The 20,841-nt window shown below is 55.2% G+C and carries 17 protein-coding genes, 4 tRNA genes and 1 rRNA gene; all 22 read left to right on the top strand.

Translation table 11 applies throughout. The features are described from left to right. The first annotated feature begins 123 nt into the window (after nt 1-123). Nucleotides 124-239: ribosomal RNA gene (gene rrf / locus C4J88_RS24345) — 5S ribosomal RNA — on the top strand. Between the two features lie 158 nt (nt 240-397). Continuing rightward, the gene (gene birA, locus C4J88_RS24340; protein WP_124408314.1) at nt 398-1,354 is read left to right on the top strand and encodes a bifunctional biotin--[acetyl-CoA-carboxylase] ligase/biotin operon repressor BirA; all 957 of its coding nucleotides are present in this window, start codon (nt 398-400) and stop codon (nt 1,352-1,354) included. After that, nucleotides 1,344-2,093, top strand: coding sequence for a pantothenate kinase (locus C4J88_RS24335; protein WP_124408313.1), 750 nt, complete (start codon nt 1,344-1,346; stop codon nt 2,091-2,093). The genes birA and C4J88_RS24335 overlap by 11 nt, the downstream gene beginning before the upstream one ends. 7 nt (nt 2,094-2,100) lie before the next feature. Further along, nucleotides 2,101-2,547 carry a hypothetical protein gene (locus tag C4J88_RS24330; protein WP_124368531.1) on the top strand — a complete coding sequence of 149 codons (447 nt, stop codon included), beginning with the start codon at nt 2,101-2,103 and terminating at the stop codon, nt 2,545-2,547. Between the two features lie 141 nt (nt 2,548-2,688). After that, a tRNA-Tyr gene (locus tag C4J88_RS24325) sits at nt 2,689-2,773 on the top strand. A gap of 23 nt (nt 2,774-2,796) precedes the next feature. Beyond that, nucleotides 2,797-2,870, top strand: a tRNA-Gly gene (locus C4J88_RS24320). A 26-nt stretch (nt 2,871-2,896) separates the two neighbouring features. Then, nucleotides 2,897-2,972 (top strand) — tRNA-Thr (locus C4J88_RS24315). Nucleotides 2,973-3,135: 163 nt separating this feature from the next. Next, nucleotides 3,136-3,211, top strand: a tRNA-Trp gene (locus C4J88_RS24310). 45 nt (nt 3,212-3,256) lie between these two features. After that, nucleotides 3,257-3,625, top strand: a complete 369-nt coding sequence (secE, locus tag C4J88_RS24305) for a preprotein translocase subunit SecE (protein WP_005791990.1) — start codon at nt 3,257-3,259, stop codon at nt 3,623-3,625. Between the two features lie 9 nt (nt 3,626-3,634). After that, nucleotides 3,635-4,168 (top strand): transcription termination/antitermination protein NusG, encoded by a 534-nt coding sequence (gene nusG / locus C4J88_RS24300; protein WP_003176436.1) that lies wholly within the window; start codon nt 3,635-3,637, stop codon nt 4,166-4,168. Between the two features lie 116 nt (nt 4,169-4,284). Continuing rightward, entirely contained in the window at nt 4,285-4,716 is a 432-nt protein-coding gene (gene rplK, locus C4J88_RS24295) for a 50S ribosomal protein L11 (protein WP_003176435.1), read from the top strand. Then, complete coding sequence (gene rplA / locus C4J88_RS24290; RefSeq protein ID WP_003232403.1) at nt 4,716-5,411, top strand: 50S ribosomal protein L1; 696 nt, start codon at nt 4,716-4,718, stop codon at nt 5,409-5,411. Before rplK ends, rplA begins: the two co-directional genes overlap by 1 nt. Before the next feature lie 199 nt (nt 5,412-5,610). Further along, the gene (gene rplJ / locus C4J88_RS24285; RefSeq protein ID WP_003232405.1) at nt 5,611-6,111 is read left to right on the top strand and encodes a 50S ribosomal protein L10; all 501 of its coding nucleotides are present in this window, start codon (nt 5,611-5,613) and stop codon (nt 6,109-6,111) included. Between the two features lie 78 nt (nt 6,112-6,189). Beyond that, entirely contained in the window at nt 6,190-6,555 is a 366-nt protein-coding gene (rplL, locus tag C4J88_RS24280) for a 50S ribosomal protein L7/L12 (RefSeq protein WP_003176432.1), read from the top strand. Between the two features lie 219 nt (nt 6,556-6,774). Continuing rightward, nucleotides 6,775-10,848 carry a DNA-directed RNA polymerase subunit beta gene (rpoB, locus tag C4J88_RS24275; RefSeq protein WP_124408312.1) on the top strand — a complete coding sequence of 1,358 codons (4,074 nt, stop codon included), beginning with the start codon at nt 6,775-6,777 and terminating at the stop codon, nt 10,846-10,848. Between the two features lie 64 nt (nt 10,849-10,912). Further along, nucleotides 10,913-15,112 carry a DNA-directed RNA polymerase subunit beta' gene (gene rpoC, locus C4J88_RS24270; RefSeq protein WP_124364615.1) on the top strand — a complete coding sequence of 1,400 codons (4,200 nt, stop codon included), beginning with the start codon at nt 10,913-10,915 and terminating at the stop codon, nt 15,110-15,112. Nucleotides 15,113-15,328: 216 nt separating this feature from the next. Beyond that, entirely contained in the window at nt 15,329-15,700 is a 372-nt protein-coding gene (gene rpsL / locus C4J88_RS24265; RefSeq protein WP_002555494.1) for a 30S ribosomal protein S12, read from the top strand. A gap of 118 nt (nt 15,701-15,818) precedes the next feature. Then, on the top strand, nt 15,819-16,289 hold the full coding sequence (rpsG, locus tag C4J88_RS24260) for a 30S ribosomal protein S7 (protein WP_002555493.1): 471 nt from the start codon (nt 15,819-15,821) through the stop codon (nt 16,287-16,289). A gap of 30 nt (nt 16,290-16,319) precedes the next feature. Further along, the gene (gene fusA, locus C4J88_RS24255) at nt 16,320-18,425 is read left to right on the top strand and encodes an elongation factor G (RefSeq protein WP_124364614.1); all 2,106 of its coding nucleotides are present in this window, start codon (nt 16,320-16,322) and stop codon (nt 18,423-18,425) included. 30 nt (nt 18,426-18,455) lie between these two features. After that, nucleotides 18,456-19,649 carry an elongation factor Tu gene (gene tuf / locus C4J88_RS24250; RefSeq protein ID WP_003176426.1) on the top strand — a complete coding sequence of 398 codons (1,194 nt, stop codon included), beginning with the start codon at nt 18,456-18,458 and terminating at the stop codon, nt 19,647-19,649. 159 nt (nt 19,650-19,808) lie between these two features. Beyond that, nucleotides 19,809-20,120, top strand: a complete 312-nt coding sequence (gene rpsJ / locus C4J88_RS24245) for a 30S ribosomal protein S10 (protein WP_003186070.1) — start codon at nt 19,809-19,811, stop codon at nt 20,118-20,120. Nucleotides 20,121-20,201: 81 nt separating this feature from the next. Continuing rightward, nucleotides 20,202-20,837, top strand: coding sequence for a 50S ribosomal protein L3 (gene rplC / locus C4J88_RS24240; protein WP_003176425.1), 636 nt, complete (start codon nt 20,202-20,204; stop codon nt 20,835-20,837). Nucleotides 20,838-20,841 lie beyond the last annotated feature (4 nt).

Raw genomic sequence — 20,841 nt, 5'->3', positions numbered from 1 at the left:
ATCAGATTGCGGTGTGTGAAGACGCAATGAACCGAAAGTTCGAGGCTCACAAAACACCGACTTCTATCCCATACCCAATTTGCTGAAGCGAGGCCACATGGTCACGACTCAGTACCCGAATTTCTTGACGACCATAGAGCATTGGAACCACCTGATCCCATCCCGAACTCAGTAGTGAAACGATGCATCGCCGATGGTAGTGTGGGGTTTCCCCATGTGAGAGTAGGTCATCGTCAAGATTAAATTCCGAAACCCCATTTGCGAAAGCAGATGGGGTTTTGTTTTGGGCGGTCGAAAAGTGCCAAGGCCTATATCTCCGGCTGAGGGCGTGCGGCCTTTCTATGCAATGCCTCTTGGCATGGCTATTATGCGTGCCTCATTGTGAGGCGATACCTGCATGCTTACGCTGTTAGAACTTCTGAAAGATGGCCGATTCCATTCCGGGGAGGCGCTGGGTGCCGCCTTGGGCGTTAGCCGCAGTGCCGTGTGGAAGCAGCTTCAGCTTCTCGAGGCTGAATTGAATCTACCTATTCATAAGGTGCGTGGTAAGGGATACCAGCTAGCAGCGCCGCTGGTGTTTTTGAATGCAGAAGAGATTGCGCGAAGTGTGCCGTCGTTGCCGTGGCCTATCCACATTCATGGCTCGCTTGATTCCACCAACGCTGAGGCGTTGCGCTTGGTGGGTGCCTCGCAGGCCGCGCCGGTTCTGGTATTGGCTGAGCAGCAAACAGCTGGCCGGGGCAGACGTGGTCGAAAGTGGGTCAGTCCATTCGCCCAAAACATCTATTACAGTCTCGTGCTGCGTATTGAGGATGGTCTCCGGCAATTGGAGGGCTTGAGTCTTGTGGTTGGCTTGGCAGTCATCCAGGCTTTGCGAGAGTCGGGTGTGCAGGGCGCAGTCTTGAAATGGCCAAACGACGTACTGGTCGGGCAGAAGAAGATTGCTGGAATATTGCTGGAGTTGGTGGGGGATCCGGCAGACATCTGTCATGTGGTTGTCGGCATCGGGATCAATGTGAATATGCAGAAGGCTGAAGTTGACCAGCAATGGACGTCGGTACAGCTTGAGGCGGGGACTGCTGCTGATCGTAATGCCTTGGTGGCCCAAGTCAGCTTGCAGCTCCAGCGCTACCTGGATCGGCACAGGGAGTCTGGCTTTTCAGCTCTCCAGGAGGAATGGGAGAGCAATCATGCATGGCAAGGGCGGGCGGTATCGCTTATCGCCGGTGTGAGTCGTATTGATGGAGTGGTACTCGGTGTTGACCGTCAAGGTGCGTTGCGCTTGAGCGTTGACGGTGTTGAGAAAACTTACAGCGGTGGTGAGCTAAGCCTGAGGTTGCGTGATGATTCTTGAGCTCGACTGTGGGAATAGCTTTATCAAATGGCGAGTGCTGGGTGTCGACAGGGTGGCCGCCGTGGCGGAGGGCGTTGTCGGTTCGAATCTCGCATTGATTGAAAGTCTGAACGCGGTGCCGGGCATGTCGCTCACCCGTTGCCGGCTGGTGAGCGTTCGTGCGATGGAGGAAACAAACAAGCTGGTCGAGACATTGGTCGAGGCTTTTGGCATCACTGTTTCGTGCGCGACATCAGCTGCGCAGATGGCGGGCGTTCGCAATGGCTATGACGATTTCGAGCGGCTTGGTCTTGATCGTTGGCTGGCGATCCTTGGTGGGTACAAGTTGGCGTCAGGCGCTTGCCTGGTGCTGGATTTTGGCACTGCGGCGACTGCCGATTTTATCGATGCCGATGGCGAACACTTGGGAGGTTTCATTTGCCCAGGTCTGCCCCTTATGCGCAACCAGCTGCGCACGCATACCCGCAAGATACGCTACGACGATGCTGCTGCTGAGCGTGCTCTGGAACGTCTAACGCCTGGACGTACAACCGCCGAGGCGGTCGAGCGTGGCTGTACACTGATGCTAAGGGGGTTTGTGTTGACACAGACCGAGCTTGCCAGAAGTTATTGGGGAAATGACTTCACGGTGTTCCTGACCGGTGGAGATGCTGACCTGGTGTTCGACGCTGTGCCGCAGGCGCGGCTTGTTCCTGATCTGGTATTTATTGGTCTGGCAATGGCATGTCCGTTGTTATGAGGTGTTTATGCGTTGGCTGTTCCTGCTTCTACTGATCCTCAACGTCTTTTATTACATATGGCATCAGCAAGAGGCGCCATTGCGCGCCAAGGACGTCACCCCCCTGAGCCTTTATCGTGGCTCCCAGCAGGACATACGATTGCTGAGTGAATCTTCCGAAACGATGGCTCGAAGAGATCGTGCAAAAACGCCCGACGCGCAAAATTCCTGCCTGTACATCGGAGGATTTACCGATCAGCGTCAGGCGCAAGCTGTCGAGCAGCGCCTCACCAGCCTGGATATAAAGGTCAAGGTTCAATTGCTGAACATGCCTGAGGCCAGCGGTTATTGGCTTCGAGTGGCCCCTGAAAGCAGGCGCTTGGCGGATGATCTGCCCTTTGAAAACCTTGCTAAGGAATTCAATGAGTTAAAACACAAAATAATGCTGTGCGAAGGCATTGCAACTCTCGAATAGTTTGCATAGAATGGCGCCCGCTTCGCAGTGAAGACCTTCAGAGGCTTTGGTGGGAAGCGGCGTCAATGCAGCTAACCTCATAATTTAAATGAGAAAATGCTTGACAGAAGGTCGGCGTGATGTAAAATGCCGGCTCGCTTAGGAGGGGTTCCCGAGCGGCCAAAGGGATCAGACTGTAAATCTGACGTCTACGACTTCGAAGGTTCGAATCCTTCCCCCTCCACCATTTTAGCGTGAGCTGCAAGCTCCGCGGGTATAGTTTAGTGGTAGAACCTCAGCCTTCCAAGCTGATGATGCGGGTTCGATTCCCGCTACCCGCTCCAAGTTTGCAGGTTGTGCACGGTGTTTTGCTCTTGTAGCTCAGTTGGTAGAGCACACCCTTGGTAAGGGTGAGGTCAGCGGTTCAAATCCGCTCAAGAGCTCCATATAACAAGGCAGATATGAAAATATCTGCCTTTGTTTTAACGGCTGCCTCGGCTTGTGTCGTGTTGTTTCTGGCGTTGGTTGTCAGTTGATTTCAAGTCTGTTGGGGTTGGTTGTTGTAAAGTCTTTTTCGGGCCTGCATAATGGTCGGCCTGATTTTGTTTTAGGTCAGTAGCTCAATTGGCAGAGCGACGGTCTCCAAAACCGTAGGTTGGGGGTTCGATTCCCTCCTGACCTGCCAGATTCACGTGGTGTGTCTGGCTTTCTTTTCACAGGATCTTCATAGATGACTCCTAAGGCTGAAGCTCAAAGCTCTCGTTTCGATCTGTTCAAGTGGCTCGCCGTAGTCGCCTTGGTGGTCGTAGGCGTTGTTGGCAATCAGTACTATTCTGCTTCGCCGATCCTGTACCGCGTTCTCGCTTTGCTTGCCCTTGCTGCTGTAGCTGCCTTTGTAGGTCTGCAGACCGCTAAAGGCAAGTCTTTCGCGGTCCTGGTAAAGGAAGCTCGCACCGAAATTCGTAAAGTCGTTTGGCCGACTCGCCAAGAAACCACACAGACCACATTGATTGTCGTGGCTGTCGTTCTGGTTATGGCGTTGCTGTTGTGGGGGCTTGATTCCCTGCTCGGCTGGCTTGTTTCCTTGATTGTTGGCTAAGGGTGTCCCGTGGCTAAGCGTTGGTACGTTGTGCATGCTTACTCGGGTTACGAGAAGCATGTTATGCGCTCTTTGCTGGAGCGCGTAAAGCTGGCAGGCATGGAAGATGGCTTCGGCGAAATTCTGGTTCCCACTGAAGAAGTGGTTGAAATGCGGAATGGTCAGAAGCGCAAGAGTGAACGCAAGTTCTTCCCTGGCTACGTGCTGGTACAGATGGACATGAACGAAGGTACTTGGCACTTGGTCAAGGACACTCCTCGTGTCATGGGTTTCATTGGCGGTACCGCTGATAAGCCTGCGCCGATCACTGACAAAGAGGCGGAAGCAATTCTGCGTCGCGTTGCTGACGGTAGTGACAAGCCTAAGCCGAAGACATTGTTCGAGCCAGGTGAGGTTGTTCGTGTTACAGACGGTCCGTTCGCTGATTTCAACGGTACTGTCGAAGAAGTTAACTACGAAAAGAGCCGGATCCAAGTGGCAGTGCTCATTTTCGGTCGCTCTACTCCGGTAGAGTTGGAGTTCAGTCAGGTCGAGAAGGTCTAGCTGAGCAAGCATCCCAACCCCGCAGCCTAGGCTGTGGGGTTTTGTCGTCACTGGGATAAACGCGCAAGTAACCGGGGAGCCTTTCGAGGCGTTCGAACCCGTAATTGGAGTGCCTCATGGCCAAGAAGATTACCGCTTACATCAAGCTGCAAGTGAAGGCCGCTCAGGCCAACCCTAGCCCACCCGTCGGTCCAGCTCTGGGTCAGCACGGCGTGAACATCATGGAGTTCTGCAAGGCTTTCAACGCCCGTACTCAGGGTCTTGAGCCAGGTCTGCCGACTCCAGTGATCATCACTGTATACAGCGACCGTAGCTTCACTTTCGAAACCAAGTCGACTCCGGCTTCGGTTCTTCTGAAGAAAGCTGCCGGTCTGACTAGCGGTTCCGCTCGTCCGAACACCGTTAAGGTTGGCACCGTAACTCGTGCTCAGCTGGAAGAAATCGCGAAAACCAAAAACGCGGATCTGACTGCAGCTGATATGGATGCAGCCGTGCGTACCATCGCCGGTTCTGCTCGTAGCATGGGCCTTAACGTGGAGGGTGTGTAATGGCTAAGCTGACCAAGCGCCAAAAGGCTATCGCCGGCAAAATCGAAGCGGGCAAGGCCTACAATTTTGTAGACGCTGCTGCTCTGCTGACCGAGCTGTCGACTGTCAAGTTCAGCGAGTCCGTTGACGTTGCTGTGAACCTGGGTGTTGACCCACGTAAATCCGACCAGGTCGTTCGTAGCGCTACTGTGCTGCCACACGGTACTGGCAAGACCGTACGTGTTGCTGTCTTCACCCAAGGCCCGGCCGCTGAAGCTGCTCTGGCCGCCGGCGCCGATCGCGTTGGCATGGACGACCTGGCTGCCGAAATGAAAGGCGGCGACCTGAACTATGACGTCGTTATTGCCTCCCCGGATGCAATGCGCGTTGTAGGTCAGTTGGGTCAGATCCTGGGCCCGCGCGGCCTGATGCCTAACCCTAAAGTCGGCACCGTAACGCCAGACGTAGCTACCGCGGTTAAAAACGCCAAGGCTGGTCAGGTTCGTTATCGCACCGACAAAAACGGCATCATTCACACCTCCGTTGGCAAAGTCGGCTTCGATGCCGTCAAGCTGAAGGAAAACGTTGAAGCCCTGATCGCTGATCTGAAGCGTATCAAGCCTGCTTCCTCGAAAGGTATCTACGTCAAGCGCGTTACCCTGAGCACCACTATGGGCCCAGGTCTGGTCATCGACCAAGGCTCGCTGGACGTATAAGACACAGGTTGGCGCAAGTGATTGCGCCAATTGAAAGATTGGGGTCCCTGCCTGGCGGGGGCTATCCAAGACCGTAGGCGACGCAAGTCTTAAACCAACAAGCCTACGCAGATGGTGCTCCCGGTTCCTTACCGAATCAGACACCAAAACGACATCAGGCCTAGGCCGGATGAAACGGTAACAAGCAGGAGTTAAACCCGTGGCAATTAATCTCGAAGACAAGAAGGCCATCGTCGCTGAAGTCAACGAGGCTGCCAAAGCTGCTCTGTCCGCTGTCGTGGCTGATGCCCGTGGTGTGACAGTAGGCGCTATGACCGGACTCCGTAAAGAGGCTCGTGAAGCTGGCGTGTACGTACGTGTTGTACGTAACACCTTGCTCAAGCGCGCCGTTGCTGACACTGAATACAGTGTGCTCAACGACGTGTTCACCGGCCCGACTCTGATCGCGTTCTCTAAAGATCATCCAGGCGCTGCTGCCCGTTTGTTCAAGGAATTCGCCAAGAGTCAGGACAAGTTCGAGATCAAGGCAGCTGCGTTCGAGGGCAAGTTCCTCGCAGCTAACCAAATCGACGTACTGGCAACACTGCCGACCCGCGACGAAGCCATTTCGCAGCTGATGAGCGTGATTCAAGGCGCTACCAGCAAGCTGGCTCGTACTCTGGCTGCAGTTCGCGAGCAAAAAGAAGCTGCCGCAGCCTAAGGCTGAGCAACTTCTCTCGCGTATTTTTGTTTATTTCGATGGCCGCGTAGGCCGTCCCCCAATTCAGGAAATACAGCAATGTCTATCTCCCAAGACGATATCCTCAACGCCGTAGCTGAAATGTCGGTTCTGCAGGTTGTTGAGCTGATCAAAGCTTTCGAAGAAAAATTCGGCGTTTCCGCTGCCGCTGCTTCCGCTGGTCCAGCTGTTGCTGCTGTCGCTGCTGAAGAGCAAACCGAATTCAACGTCATGCTGCTGGAAGCTGGCGAGAAGAAAGTAAACGTGATCAAGGCAGTACGTGAACTGACCGGTCTGGGCCTGAAAGAAGCCAAGGCTGTAGTTGACGGCGCTCCTGCCCAGGTTCTGGAAGCTGTGTCGAAAGACGCTGCTGACAAAGCCAAAGCTACTCTGGAAGAAGCAGGCGCTAAAGTCGAGCTGAAGTAAGCATCGACCTTGCGTCTCCAGCCCACGCTTTAAGCTGAAGGCTGATGGCTGGTGGCTCTTGCCACCGGCCTTTTTCCGTTCTTGGCTGACGACTCGGTCGCCGCCATTAACGCGCTGTAGCCACCCGATGCGGTGGTGCAAACCATGGGGTTTGCAAGATTTTCTGGCTGCTCCCGTCGGGAGGGCCAAACAAGCAGGTGACCAAGCTGGGGAACGCTGATGGCTTACTCATATACTGAGAAAAAACGTATCCGCAAGGACTTTAGCAAGTTGCCGGACGTCATGGATGTCCCGTACCTTCTGGCTATCCAGCTGGATTCGTATCGTGAATTCTTGCAGGCGGGAGCGACCAAAGATCAGTTCCGCGACGTGGGCCTGCATGCGGCCTTCAAATCCGTTTTCCCGATCATCAGCTACTCCGGCAATGCTGCGCTGGAGTACGTCGGTTATCGCCTGGGCGAACCGGCATTTGATGTCAAAGAATGCGTGTTGCGCGGTGTTACGTACGCCGTACCTTTGCGGGTAAAAGTCCGTCTGATCATTTTCGACAAAGAATCGTCGAACAAAGCGATCAAGGACATCAAAGAGCAAGAAGTCTACATGGGCGAAATCCCGTTGATGACTGAAAACGGTACCTTCGTTATCAACGGTACCGAGCGCGTAATCGTTTCCCAGCTGCACCGTTCCCCGGGCGTGTTCTTCGACCACGACCGCGGCAAAACGCACAGCTCCGGTAAGCTCCTGTACTCCGCGCGGATCATTCCGTACCGCGGTTCGTGGTTGGACTTCGAGTTCGACCCGAAAGACTGCGTGTTCGTGCGTATCGACCGTCGTCGCAAGCTGCCGGCCTCGGTACTGCTGCGCGCGCTCGGCTATACCACTGAGCAAGTGCTGGACGCCTTCTACACCACCAACGTATTCAGCCTGAAGGATGAAACCCTCAAGCTGGAGCTGATCGCTTCGCGTCTGCGTGGTGAAATTGCCGTCCTGGACATCCAGGATGAAAAGGGCAAGGTCATTGTTGAAGCTGGCCGTCGTATTACCGCGCGCCACATCAACCAGATCGAAAAAGCCGGCCTCAAAGAGTTGGAAGTTCCGCTGGACTACGTCCTGGGCCGCACTACCGCCAAGGTCATCGTTCACCCGGCTACAGGCGAAATCCTGGCTGAGTGCAACACCGAGCTGAACACCGAGATCCTGGCTAAAATCGCCAAGGCCCAGGTCGTTCGCATCGAGACCCTGTACACCAACGATATCGACTGCGGTCCGTTCATCTCCGACACGTTGAAGATCGACTCCACCAGCAACCAATTGGAAGCGCTGGTCGAGATCTATCGTATGATGCGTCCTGGTGAGCCGCCAACCAAAGACGCTGCCGAGACCCTGTTCAACAACCTGTTCTTCAGCCCTGAGCGCTATGACCTGTCTGCGGTCGGCCGGATGAAGTTCAACCGTCGTATCGGTCGTACCGAAATCGAAGGTTCGGGCGTGCTGTGCAAGGAAGACATCGTCGCGGTATTGAAGACCCTGGTCGACATCCGTAACGGCAAAGGCATTGTCGATGACATCGACCACCTGGGTAACCGTCGTGTTCGCTGCGTAGGCGAAATGGCCGAGAACCAGTTCCGCGTTGGCCTGGTACGTGTTGAGCGTGCGGTCAAAGAGCGTCTGTCGATGGCTGAAAGCGAAGGCCTGATGCCGCAAGACCTGATCAACGCCAAGCCAGTGGCTGCAGCGGTGAAAGAGTTCTTCGGTTCCAGCCAGCTCTCGCAGTTCATGGACCAGAACAACCCGCTCTCCGAGATTACCCACAAGCGCCGTGTCTCCGCACTGGGCCCGGGCGGTCTGACCCGTGAGCGCGCAGGCTTTGAAGTCCGTGACGTACACCCGACGCACTACGGTCGTGTATGCCCGATCGAAACGCCGGAAGGTCCGAACATCGGCCTGATCAACTCCCTGGCCGCTTATGCGCGCACCAACCAGTACGGCTTCCTTGAGAGCCCGTACCGTGTGGTGAAAGAGGGTCTGGTCACTGACGAGATCGTGTTCCTGTCCGCCATCGAAGAAGCTGATCACGTGATCGCTCAGGCTTCGGCCACGATGAACGACAAGAAAGTCCTGATCGACGAGCTGGTAGCCGTTCGTCACTTGAACGAGTTCACCGTCAAGGCGCCGGAAGACGTCACCTTGATGGACGTATCGCCCAAGCAGGTAGTTTCGGTTGCAGCGTCGCTGATCCCGTTCCTGGAGCACGATGACGCCAACCGTGCTTTGATGGGTTCCAACATGCAGCGTCAAGCTGTACCGACCCTGCGCGCCGACAAGCCGCTGGTAGGTACCGGCATGGAGCGTAACGTAGCCCGTGACTCCGGCGTTTGCGTCGTGGCTCGTCGTGGCGGCGTGATCGACTCCGTTGATGCCAGCCGTATCGTGGTTCGTGTTGCAGATGACGAAGTTGAAACCGGTGAAGCCGGTGTCGACATCTACAACCTGACCAAATACACCCGTTCGAACCAGAACACCTGCATCAACCAGCGTCCGCTGGTGCGTAAGGGTGATCGCGTTCAGCGTAGCGACATCATGGCCGACGGCCCGTCCACCGACATGGGTGAGCTGGCACTGGGTCAGAACATGCGCATCGCGTTCATGGCCTGGAACGGTTACAACTTCGAAGACTCCATCTGCCTGTCGGAACGAGTTGTTCAAGAAGATCGCTTTACCACGATCCACATCCAGGAACTGACCTGTGTGGCGCGTGACACCAAGCTTGGGCCAGAGGAAATCACTGCAGACATCCCGAACGTGGGTGAAGCTGCACTGAACAAGCTGGACGAAGCCGGTATCGTTTATGTAGGTGCTGAAGTTGGCGCTGGCGACATCCTGGTCGGTAAGGTCACCCCGAAAGGCGAGACCCAACTGACTCCGGAAGAGAAGCTGTTGCGTGCCATCTTCGGTGAAAAAGCCAGCGACGTTAAAGACACCTCCCTGCGTGTACCTACCGGTACCAAGGGTACTGTCATCGACGTACAGGTCTTCACTCGTGACGGCGTTGAGCGTGATGCTCGTGCGCTGTCCATCGAGAAGACTCAACTCGACGAGATCCGCAAGGACCTCAACGAAGAGTTCCGTATCGTTGAAGGCGCGACCTTCGAACGTCTGCGTTCCGCTCTGGTAGGCCACAAGGCTGAAGGCGGCGCAGGTCTGAAGAAAGGTCAGGAAATCACCGACGAAATCCTCGACGGTCTTGAGCACGGCCAGTGGTTCAAACTGCGCATGGCTGAAGATGCTCTGAACGAGCAGCTCGAGAAGGCCCAGGCCTACATCGTTGATCGCCGCCGTCTGCTGGACGACAAGTTCGAAGACAAGAAGCGCAAACTGCAGCAGGGCGATGACCTGGCTCCAGGCGTGCTGAAAATCGTCAAGGTTTACCTGGCAATCCGTCGTCGCATCCAGCCGGGCGACAAGATGGCCGGTCGTCACGGTAACAAGGGTGTGGTCTCCGTGATCATGCCGGTTGAAGACATGCCGCACGATGCCAATGGCACCCCGGTCGACGTCGTCCTCAACCCATTGGGCGTACCTTCGCGTATGAACGTTGGTCAGATCCTCGAAACCCACCTGGGCCTCGCGGCCAAAGGTCTGGGCGAGAAGATCAACCGTATGATCGAAGAGCAGCGCAAGGTCGCAGACCTGCGCAAGTTCCTGCACGAGATCTACAACGAGATCGGCGGTCGCAACGAAGAACTGGACACCTTCACCGACCAGGAAATCCTGGATCTGGCGAAGAACCTGCGCGGCGGCGTTCCAATGGCTACCCCGGTGTTCGACGGTGCCAAGGAAAGCGAAATCAAGGCCATGCTGAAACTGGCAGACCTGCCGGAAAGCGGCCAGATGCAGCTGTTCGACGGCCGTACCGGCAACAAGTTCGAGCGCCCGGTTACTGTTGGCTACATGTACATGCTGAAGCTGAACCACTTGGTAGACGACAAGATGCACGCTCGTTCTACCGGTTCGTACAGCCTGGTTACCCAGCAGCCGCTGGGTGGTAAGGCTCAGTTCGGTGGTCAGCGTTTCGGGGAGATGGAGGTCTGGGCACTGGAAGCATACGGTGCTGCATACACTCTGCAAGAAATGCTCACAGTGAAGTCGGACGATGTGAACGGTCGTACCAAGATGTACAAAAACATCGTGGACGGCGATCACCGTATGGAGCCGGGCATGCCCGAGTCTTTCAACGTGTTGATCAAAGAAATTCGTTCCCTCGGCATCGATATCGATCTGGAAACCGAATAACACGTGACGCGAATCGAGAGCGGGGCAGTGATGCCCGCTCTCTGCTCCGCCAGGAGGAAAGGCCTTGAAAGACCTACTGAATTTGCTGAAAAACCAGGGTCAAGTCGAAGAGTTCGACGCCATCCGTATTGGACTGGCATCGCCTGAGATGATCCGTTCGTGGTCGTTCGGTGAAGTTAAAAAGCCGGAAACCATCAACTACCGTACGTTCAAACCTGAGCGTGACGGCCTGTTCTGCGCCAAGATCTTTGGCCCGGTAAAGGATTACGAGTGCCTGTGCGGTAAGTACAAGCGCTTGAAGCACCGTGGTGTGATCTGCGAGAAGTGCGGCGTTGAAGTTGCGCTGGCCAAGGTTCGTCGTGAGCGCATGGCGCATATCGAACTGGCTTCGCCGGTTGCCCACATCTGGTTCCTGAAATCGCTGCCGTCCCGTATCGGCTTGCTGATGGACATGACCCTGCGTGATATCGAACGCGTTCTCTACTTCGAGAGCTATGTCGTTATCGACCCAGGCATGACCACCCTTGAAAAAGGTCAGCTGCTGAACGACGAGCAGTACTTCGAAGCACTGGAAGAGTTTGGTGATGATTTCGATGCCCGCATGGGTGCCGAAGCTGTCCGCGAACTGCTGCACGCTATCGACCTGGAACACGAGATTGGCCGTCTGCGCGAAGAAATTCCGCAAACCAACTCCGAAACCAAGATCAAGAAACTGTCCAAGCGTCTGAAGTTGATGGAAGCCTTCCAGGGTTCCGGCAACTTGCCAGAGTGGATGGTGCTGACCGTTCTGCCGGTTCTGCCGCCAGATCTGCGTCCGCTGGTACCGTTGGACGGTGGTCGTTTCGCGACGTCCGACCTCAACGACCTGTACCGCCGCGTGATCAACCGTAACAACCGCTTGAAGCGCCTGCTCGATCTGTCCGCTCCGGACATCATCGTGCGCAACGAAAAGCGTATGTTGCAAGAAGCCGTCGACGCCTTGCTCGACAACGGTCGTCGTGGCCGCGCTATCACCGGTTCCAACAAGCGTCCTCTGAAATCCCTGGCTGACATGATCAAGGGTAAACAAGGTCGTTTCCGTCAGAACTTGCTCGGTAAGCGTGTTGACTATTCCGGTCGTTCGGTAATTACCGTAGGCCCGACCCTGCGTCTGCACCAGTGCGGTCTGCCTAAGAAGATGGCGCTCGAGCTGTTCAAGCCGTTCATCTTCGGCAAGCTGGAAATGCGCGGTCTTGCGACCACCATCAAAGCGGCCAAGAAAATGGTCGAGCGCGAGCTGCCAGAGGTTTGGGACGTTCTCGCTGAAGTGATTCGCGAACACCCGGTTCTCCTCAACCGTGCACCGACCCTTCACCGTCTGGGTATCCAGGCGTTTGAACCGGTACTGATCGAAGGCAAGGCTATCCAGCTGCACCCTCTGGTCTGTGCTGCGTACAACGCCGACTTCGACGGCGACCAAATGGCCGTGCACGTTCCGCTGACACTGGAAGCCCAGTTGGAAGCGCGTGCGTTGATGATGTCGACCAACAACATCCTGTCGCCAGCCAACGGTGAGCCAATCATCGTTCCGTCGCAGGACGTTGTATTGGGTCTGTACTACATGACCCGTGAAGCGATCAACGCCAAGGGTGAAGGTCGTGTGTTCGCTGACCTGCAGGAAGTTGACCGTGTGTTCCGTGCCGGCGAAGCCGCACTGCACGCCAAGGTCAAAGTGCGGATTCACGAAACGGTCAACGACCGTGACGGCGGCAGCGTGAGCAATGTTCGTATCGTCGACACGACTGTCGGCCGTGCGCTGTTGTATCAGGTTGTACCAAAAGGCTTGTCGTACGACGTCGTCAACCTGCCAATGAAGAAAAAGGCGATCTCCAGGCTGATCAACCAGTGCTACCGCGTGGTTGGTTTGAAAGAGACCGTGATCTTCGCTGACCAGTTGATGTACACCGGTTTTGCTTATTCGACCATTTCCGGCGTTTCCATCGGTGTTAACGACTTTGTTATCCCTGATGAAAAAGCTCGCATCATCGCGGCTGCAACCGATGAAGTGAAAGAGATCGAGAGCCAGTACGCCTCCGGCCTGGTAACCCAGGGCGAGAAGTACAACAAGGTGATCGACCTCTGGTCCAAGGCCAACGACGAAGTTTCCAAGGCGATGATGGCCAACCTCTCGAAAGAGAAAGTCATCGACCGTCACGGCGACGAAGTTGACCAGGAATCCTTCAACTCGATGTACATGATGGCCGACTCGGGCGCACGGGGTTCTGCTGCGCAGATCCGTCAGCTCGCCGGTATGCGTGGCCTGATGGCCAAGCCGGACGGTTCCATCATCGAAACGCCGATTACAGCGAACTTCCGTGAAGGGTTGAGCGTACTCCAGTACTTCATCTCCACTCACGGTGCTCGTAAAGGTCTGGCGGATACCGCGTTGAAAACCGCTAACTCCGGTTACCTGACACGTCGTCTGGTAGACGTTGCCCAGGATCTGGTTGTAACCGAGATCGATTGCGGCACCGAGCATGGCCTGGTGATGACTCCGCACATTGAAGGCGGTGACGTTGTAGAGCCGCTGGGTGAGCGCGTATTGGGTCGTGTTATTGCCCGTGACGTCTTCAAGCCGGGTACCGAGGAAGTTATCGTTCCTGCCGGCACTCTGGTAGACGAGAAGTGGGTCGAGTTCATCGAACTCAACAGCATCGACGAAGTGATCGTTCGTTCGCCGATCAGCTGCGAAACCCGCTATGGCATCTGCGCCAAGTGCTACGGCCGTGACCTGGCTCGTGGTCACCAGGTGAACATCGGTGAAGCGGTCGGCGTTATCGCTGCCCAGTCCATCGGTGAGCCGGGTACCCAGCTGACCATGCGTACGTTCCACATCGGTGGTGCGGCAAGCCGGACCTCCGCAGCCGACAGCGTTCAGGTGAAGAATGGCGGTACTGTCCGTCTGCACAACCTGAAACACGTTGAGCGAGTGGATGGCCACCTGGTTGCTGTGTCCCGTTCCGGTGAGCTGGCGATCGCTGATGACTACGGTCGTGAGCGTGAGCGTTACAAGCTGCCGTACGGTGCTGTGATTTCGGTTAAAGAAGGTGACAAGGTCGACGCTGGCGCAATCGTGGCCAAGTGGGATCCGCACACTCACCCAATCGTTACCGAAATGAAAGGTACCGTGACCTACGTGGGCATGGAAGAAGGCATCACGATCAAGCGTCAGACTGACGAATTGACCGGTATGACCAACATTGAAGTACTCGACGCGAAAGATCGTCCAGCTGCCGGTAAAGACATCCGTCCTGCCGTGAAGATGGTCGATGACAACGGCAAGGACTTGTTGCTGCCAGGCACTGACGTAATCGCTCAGTACTTCCTGCCAGCCAACGCCTTGGTCGGTGTAGCGGATGGTGCGAAGATCGCGATCGGTGATGTTATCGCGCGTATCCCGCAAGAAACTTCGAAGACTCGAGACATCACCGGTGGTCTGCCGCGTGTTGCCGACTTGTTCGAAGCTCGTCGTCCGAAAGAAGCGTCGATTCTGGCTGAAGTCAGCGGCACCATCGCGTTCGGTAAAGAGACCAAGGGCAAGCGTCGTCTGGTCATTACCCCGAACGACGGTAGCGATCCGTACGAAGAGCTGATTCCGAAGTGGCGTCACCTGAACGTCTTCGAAGGCGAACAGGTAAACCGCGGCGAAGTTATCTCCGACGGCCCGAGCGACCCACACGATATCCTGCGTCTGCTGGGTGTGAGTGCGCTGGCCAAGTACATCGTTAACGAGATCCAGGACGTTTATCGTCTGCAAGGCGTGAAGATCAACGATAAGCACATCGAGACCATCCTGCGTCAGATGTTGCGTAAAGTTGAAATCGCTGAATCCGGCGATTCCAGTTTCATCAAGGGCGACCAGATGGAATTGACTCACGTACTCGTAGAGAACGAGCGTCTGGCTGGCGACGAGAAATTCGTTTCCAAGTTCACTCGCGTGCTGCTGGGTATCACCAAGGCGTCGTTGTCCACTGAGTCGTTCATCTCGGCGGCCTCCTTCCAGGAGACCACTCGCGTACTGACCGAAGCTGCGGTAACCGGCAAGCGCGATTACCTGCGCGGCCTGAAAGAAAACGTGGTCGTGGGTCGTTTGATCCCGGCTGGTACCGGTTTGGCTTACCACAGCGAGCGCAAGCGCCGCCGTGACGCTGACAAACCGTTGCGCGTAAGCGCCAGTGAAGTGGAAGCTGCACTGACCGAAGCGCTGAACTCAAGCGGTAACTGAGTTCTGCGATAAATAAGTCCGGGCCCTGGCAGCCCCATTCGTCGGATCGAGGCATTTTTGCCCCGGTTCGACGGGCGGGGAGGTCGGGGCCTTGCCTTGACTGGGGGCAAGATCCTCTTTAGACTCTTGTACCCCTAAATTTGGCGGGAATTCGTTCCTGCCATTTTGCTTTTCTTGCAAGACAATAGCGTCGCAAGACAACAGTGGAGCTAGTAGATGGCAACTATCAACCAGCTGGTACGTCAGCCGCGTAAGCGTATCGTCGAGAAATCCGACGTGCCTGCGCTGCAGAACTGCCCGCAACGTCGTGGCGTATGCACCCGTGTGTATACCACCACGCCGAAAAAACCTAACTCGGCACTGCGTAAAGTATGCCGTGTGCGCCTGACCAACGGTTTCGAGGTTTCCTCGTACATCGGCGGTGAAGGCCACAACCTGCAAGAGCACAGCGTGGTACTGATCCGCGGCGGTCGTGTAAAAGACTTGCCAGGTGTTCGTTATCACACCGTACGCGGCTCCTTGGATACTTCCGGCGTTAAAGGTCGTAACCAGGGTCGTTCGAAGTACGGTACCAAGAAGCCTAAGTAGTAACGGCTTTTTGTAAACCTGAATCATCTTATTTTCTGAGTCGATAAGAGTAAGGTCGGAGGCGTCCCGAAAGGGCACCGATTCCGAGCGAACCTGAAGACCGTTTGAGGGCTTATCCATGCCAAGAAGACGCGTAGCAGCCAAGCGCGAAGTGCTTGACGATCCAAAATACGGAAGCCAAATTCTGGCCAAGTTCATGAACCACGTAATGGAAAGCGGCAAGAAAGCCGTTGCCGAGCGTATCGTTTATGGCGCGCTGGAAAAGGTTAAAGAACGCAAGAACAGCGACCCCCTGGAAATCTTCGAGAAAGCTCTCGACGCCATCGCTCCGCTGGTCGAAGTGAAGTCGCGCCGTGTAGGCGGTGCTACTTACCAGGTTCCGGTTGAAGTTCGTCCGTCCCGTCGTAACGCTCTGGCAATGCGCTGGTTGGTAGACTTCGCCCGTAAGCGCGGCGAGAAGTCTATGGCCCTGCGTTTGGCCGGCGAACTGTTGGACGCTGCTGAAGGTAAAGGTGCTGCTGTTAAGAAGCGTGAAGACGTGCACCGTATGGCTGAAGCTAACAAAGCTTTCTCGCACTACCGCTTCTAATTTTAGCTTCACTAATTTTGCGAGGGCTTTATGGCTCGTACTACTCCGATTAGCCGCTACCGTAATATCGGTATCGTCGCTCACGTGGATGCTGGTAAAACCACCACCACCGAGCGCGTACTGTTTTACACCGGCAAAAGTCACAAGATGGGCGAGGTGCATGACGGCGCCGCGACCACAGACTGGATGGTTCAGGAGCAGGAGCGTGGTATTACCATTACTTCTGCTGCTATTACCGCCTTCTGGAAAGGTTCCGAGAAGCAGTACAAAGACGAGCACCGCTTCAACGTAATCGATACCCCGGGTCACGTAGACTTCACCATTGAAGTTGAACGTTCCCTGCGCGTACTCGACGGCGCTGTCGTTGTGTTCTGCGGTACCTCGGGTGTTGAGCCACAGTCGGAAACCGTATGGCGTCAAGCCAACAAATACGGCGTTCCACGTCTTGTTTACGTAAACAAGATGGACCGTGCTGGTGCCAACTTCCTGCGTGTGATCGGTCAGATCAAGCAACGTCTAGGTCACACTCCGGTGCCGATCCAGCTGGCTATCGGTTCCGAAGATAATTTCCAAGGCCAGATCGATCTGCTGACCATGGAAGCTGTCTACTGGAACGATGCCGACAAAGGTATGGTTCCTGTTCGCAAGCCTATCCCTGCTGAACTGCAGGAACTGGCTGACGAATGGCGCAACAACATGGTTGAAGCTGCGGCCGAAGCCAACGAAGAGCTGATGAACAAGTACCTCGAAGGTGAAGAACTCACCAACGTGGAAATCAAGGCTGCTCTGCGTCAGCGTACTATCGCTGGTGAGATCGTCCTGGCTGTTTGTGGCTCCTCGTTCAAGAACAAGGGCGTTCCCCTGGTTCTCGATGCTGTGATCGACTACCTGCCGGCACCGGTTGATATTCCTGCCATCAAGGGTACCGACCCGGATGACGAGACTATCGAGCTGGAGCGTCATGCAGACGACGCAGAACCGTTTTCCGCTCTGGCATTTAAAATTGCCACTGACCCATTCGTGGGTACCTTGACCTTCGTCCGCGTTTACTCGGGCGTGTTGAACTCCGGCGACGGCGTAATCAACTCGGTTAAAGGCAAGAAAGAGCGCGTGGGTCGTATGGTGCAAATGCATGCAAACGCCCGCGAAGAGATCAAGGAAGTGCGCGCTGGTGACATCGCGGCCTTGATCGGCATGAAGGACGTCACCACCGGTGAAACCTTGTGCAACGCTGACAAGCCAATCATCCTGGTTCGCATGGACTTCCCGGAGCCGGTTATTTCGGTTGCCGTTGAGCCCAAGACCAAGGATGACCAGGAAAAAATGGGTATCGCTCTGGGCAAGCTTGCTCAGGAAGATCCATCTTTCCGCGTCAAGACTGATGAAGAGACTGGTCAAACGATCATCTCGGGCATGGGCGAGCTTCACCTGGACATCCTGGTTGACCGGATGCGCCGTGAGTTCAACGTCGAAGCCAACATCGGTAAGCCTCAGGTTTCCTATCGTGAGCGCATCACGAAGAGCTGTGAAATCGAAGGCAAGTTCGTTCGTCAATCCGGCGGTCGTGGTCAGTTCGGTCACTGCTGGATCCGTTTTGCTCCTGCTGACGAAGGTCAGGAAGGTCTGCAATTCGTGAACGAAGTAGTAGGTGGTGTTGTTCCTAAGGAATACATCCCTGCTATCCAGAAGGGTATCGAAGAGCAGATGAAGAACGGTGTTGTTGCCGGCTATCCGCTGATCGGCCTGAAAGCAACCGTTTTTGACGGTTCTTACCACGACGTCGACTCCAACGAGATGGCGTTTAAGGTGGCTGCCTCCATGGCAACCAAGCAACTGGCCCAGAAGGGCGGTGGTGAGTTGCTTGAGCCAATCATGGCGGTAGAAGTTGTTACACCTGAAGACTATATGGGTGATGTCATGGGCGACCTTAACCGTCGTCGCGGCATGATCTTGGGTATGGAAGACACGGTTTCCGGCAAAGTGATTCGCGCCGAGGTTCCGTTGGGTGAGATGTTCGGTTATGCGACCGACGTTCGCTCCATGTCTCAGGGTCGCGCAAGCTACTCTATGGAATTCAAAAAATACAACACAGCTCCGGCGCACATCGCTGAAACTGTATCCAAAAAACAAGGCTGATTCAGTCCTTTAGGCAAGGAGTTAATTGTCGTGGCTAAAGAAAAATTTGATCGTTCCCTACCGCACGTCAACGTTGGCACTATCGGTCACGTTGACCACGGTAAAACCACTCTGACTGCTGCTCTGACTCGCGTTTGCTCCGAAGTATTCGGTTCCGCAATCGTTGATTTCGATAAAATCGACAGCGCACCAGAAGAAAAAGCTCGTGGTATCACCATCAACACCGCGCACGTTGAATACAACTCGCTGATCCGTCACTACGCTCACGTTGACTGCCCAGGTCACGCTGACTATGTGAAGAACATGATCACCGGTGCTGCCCAGATGGACGGCGCAATCCTGGTTTGCTCGGCCGCTGATGGTCCGATGCCACAAACCCGTGAGCACATCCTGCTGTCCCGTCAGGTTGGCGTTCCGTACATCGTGGTTTACCTGAACAAGGCTGACCTGGTAGACGACGCTGAGCTGCTGGAACTGGTTGAGATGGAAGTGCGCGACCTGCTGAGCACTTACGACTTCCCAGGTGACGACACTCCGATCATCATCGGTTCTGCTCGTATGGCTCTGGAAGGCAAAGACGACAACGAAATGGGCACCACGTCCGTTCGTAAACTGGTTGAAACTCTGGACAGCTACATCCCAGATCCAGTCCGTGTTATCGACAAGCCGTTCCTGATGCCAATCGAAGACGTATTCTCGATCTCCGGTCGCGGTACTGTTGTAACTGGTCGTATCGAGCGCGGTATCGTCAAGGTTCAAGATCCACTGGAAATCGTTGGTCTGCGTGACACTACCGTCACCACCTGCACCGGTGTTGAAATGTTCCGTAAACTGCTCGACGAAGGTCGTGCTGGCGAGAACTGCGGCGTTCTGCTGCGTGGTACCAAGCGTGACGACGTTGAGCGTGGCCAGGTTCTGGTCAAGCCAGGTTCGGTTAAGCCGCACACCAAGTTCGAAGCTGAAGTGTACGTGCTGAGCAAAGAAGAAGGCGGCCGTCACACTCCGTTCTTCAAAGGCTACCGTCCACAGTTCTACTTCCGTACTACTGACGTGACTGGTAACTGCGAACTGCCGGAAGGCGTAGAAATGGTAATGCCAGGCGACAACATCAAAATGGTTGTCACCCTGATCAAAACCATCGCTATGGAAGACGGTCTGCGTTTCGCAATCCGTGAAGGCGGCCGTACCGTTGGTGCTGGCGTTGTAGCTAAAATCATCGAGTAATTATCTCTTCTGAGATAGTTCTGATGTTTTGAAAAGGCCCCCGCTCAGCGGGGGCCTTTTTTATTGGGTTGACACCTATCAGGGCCGTCTATAGAATTGCGCCTCCTTTTAACGGGCGTATTGCGCTCGCTGGGAATAGCAGCCGGAGTCTGAAATCCAATGCAAAATCAGCAAATCCGTATCAGGTTGAAGGCTTTTGACCATCGCCTGATCGACCAATCCACCCAGGAAATCGTGGAAACCGCGAAACGTACTGGTGCTCAAGTGCGTGGTCCAATTCCACTGCCTACCCGTAAAGAGCGGTTTACCGTTCTGGTCTCCCCGCACGTCAACAAAGACGCGCGTGACCAGTACGAGATCCGCACTCATAAGCGCGTACTGGACATCGTCCAGCCAACGGATAAAACCGTTGACGCACTTATGAAGCTTGATCTGGCGGCCGGTGTGGAAGTACAGATCAGCCTCGGCTAAGACTTGGGTCTTAGTCGTGTAACGCTCTGAAATGGGCGGCCATAGCGGGTGAAAGCCCCGTACACTCATGAGGTTTACAACATGACTATTGGTGTAGTCGGTCGTAAATGCGGTATGACCCGTATTTTCACCGAAGAAGGTGTCTCCATTCCGGTCACGGTCATTGAGATCGAGCCGAATCGCGTCACCCAGTTCAAAACTGAAGAAACCGATGGCTATCGTGCAGTGCAAGTCACTGTCGGCGAGCGTCGTGCTTCGCGCGTGACTGCTGCTCAAGCAGGTCACTTCGCTAAAGCAAACGTTGCAGCTGGTCGCACCGTCATGGAGTTCCGTCTTGAAGACGGCGACTACAAGGCTGGCGATCTGATCAACGCTGAAATCTTCGCCGCTGGTCAACTGGTTGATGTAACCGGTCAGTCCAAGGGTAAAGGCTTCCAGGGTACGATCAAGCGTTGGAATTTCCGTGGTCAAGACAACACTCACGGTAACTCCGTTTCCCACCGCGTCCCGGGCTCTATTGGCCAGTGCCAGACTCCTGGTCGTGTATTCAAGGGCAAAAAAATGTCCGGTCATATGGGCGCTGAGCGCGTGACCGTGCAGTCCCTCGAAGTAGTGCGCGTCGACGCTGAACGCAATCTGTTGTTGGTCAAGGGTGCTGTTCCTGGCGCTACTGGCGGCAACCTGGTTGTACGTCCAGCGGCCAAGGCTCGCGGTTAAGGGG

The sequence above is a fragment of the Pseudomonas sp. R4-39-08 genome (assembly GCF_003852275.1).
Classification (GTDB): Bacteria; Pseudomonadota; Gammaproteobacteria; order Pseudomonadales; family Pseudomonadaceae; genus Aquipseudomonas.
This window is presented reverse-complemented; position numbering and strand designations above follow the sequence as displayed.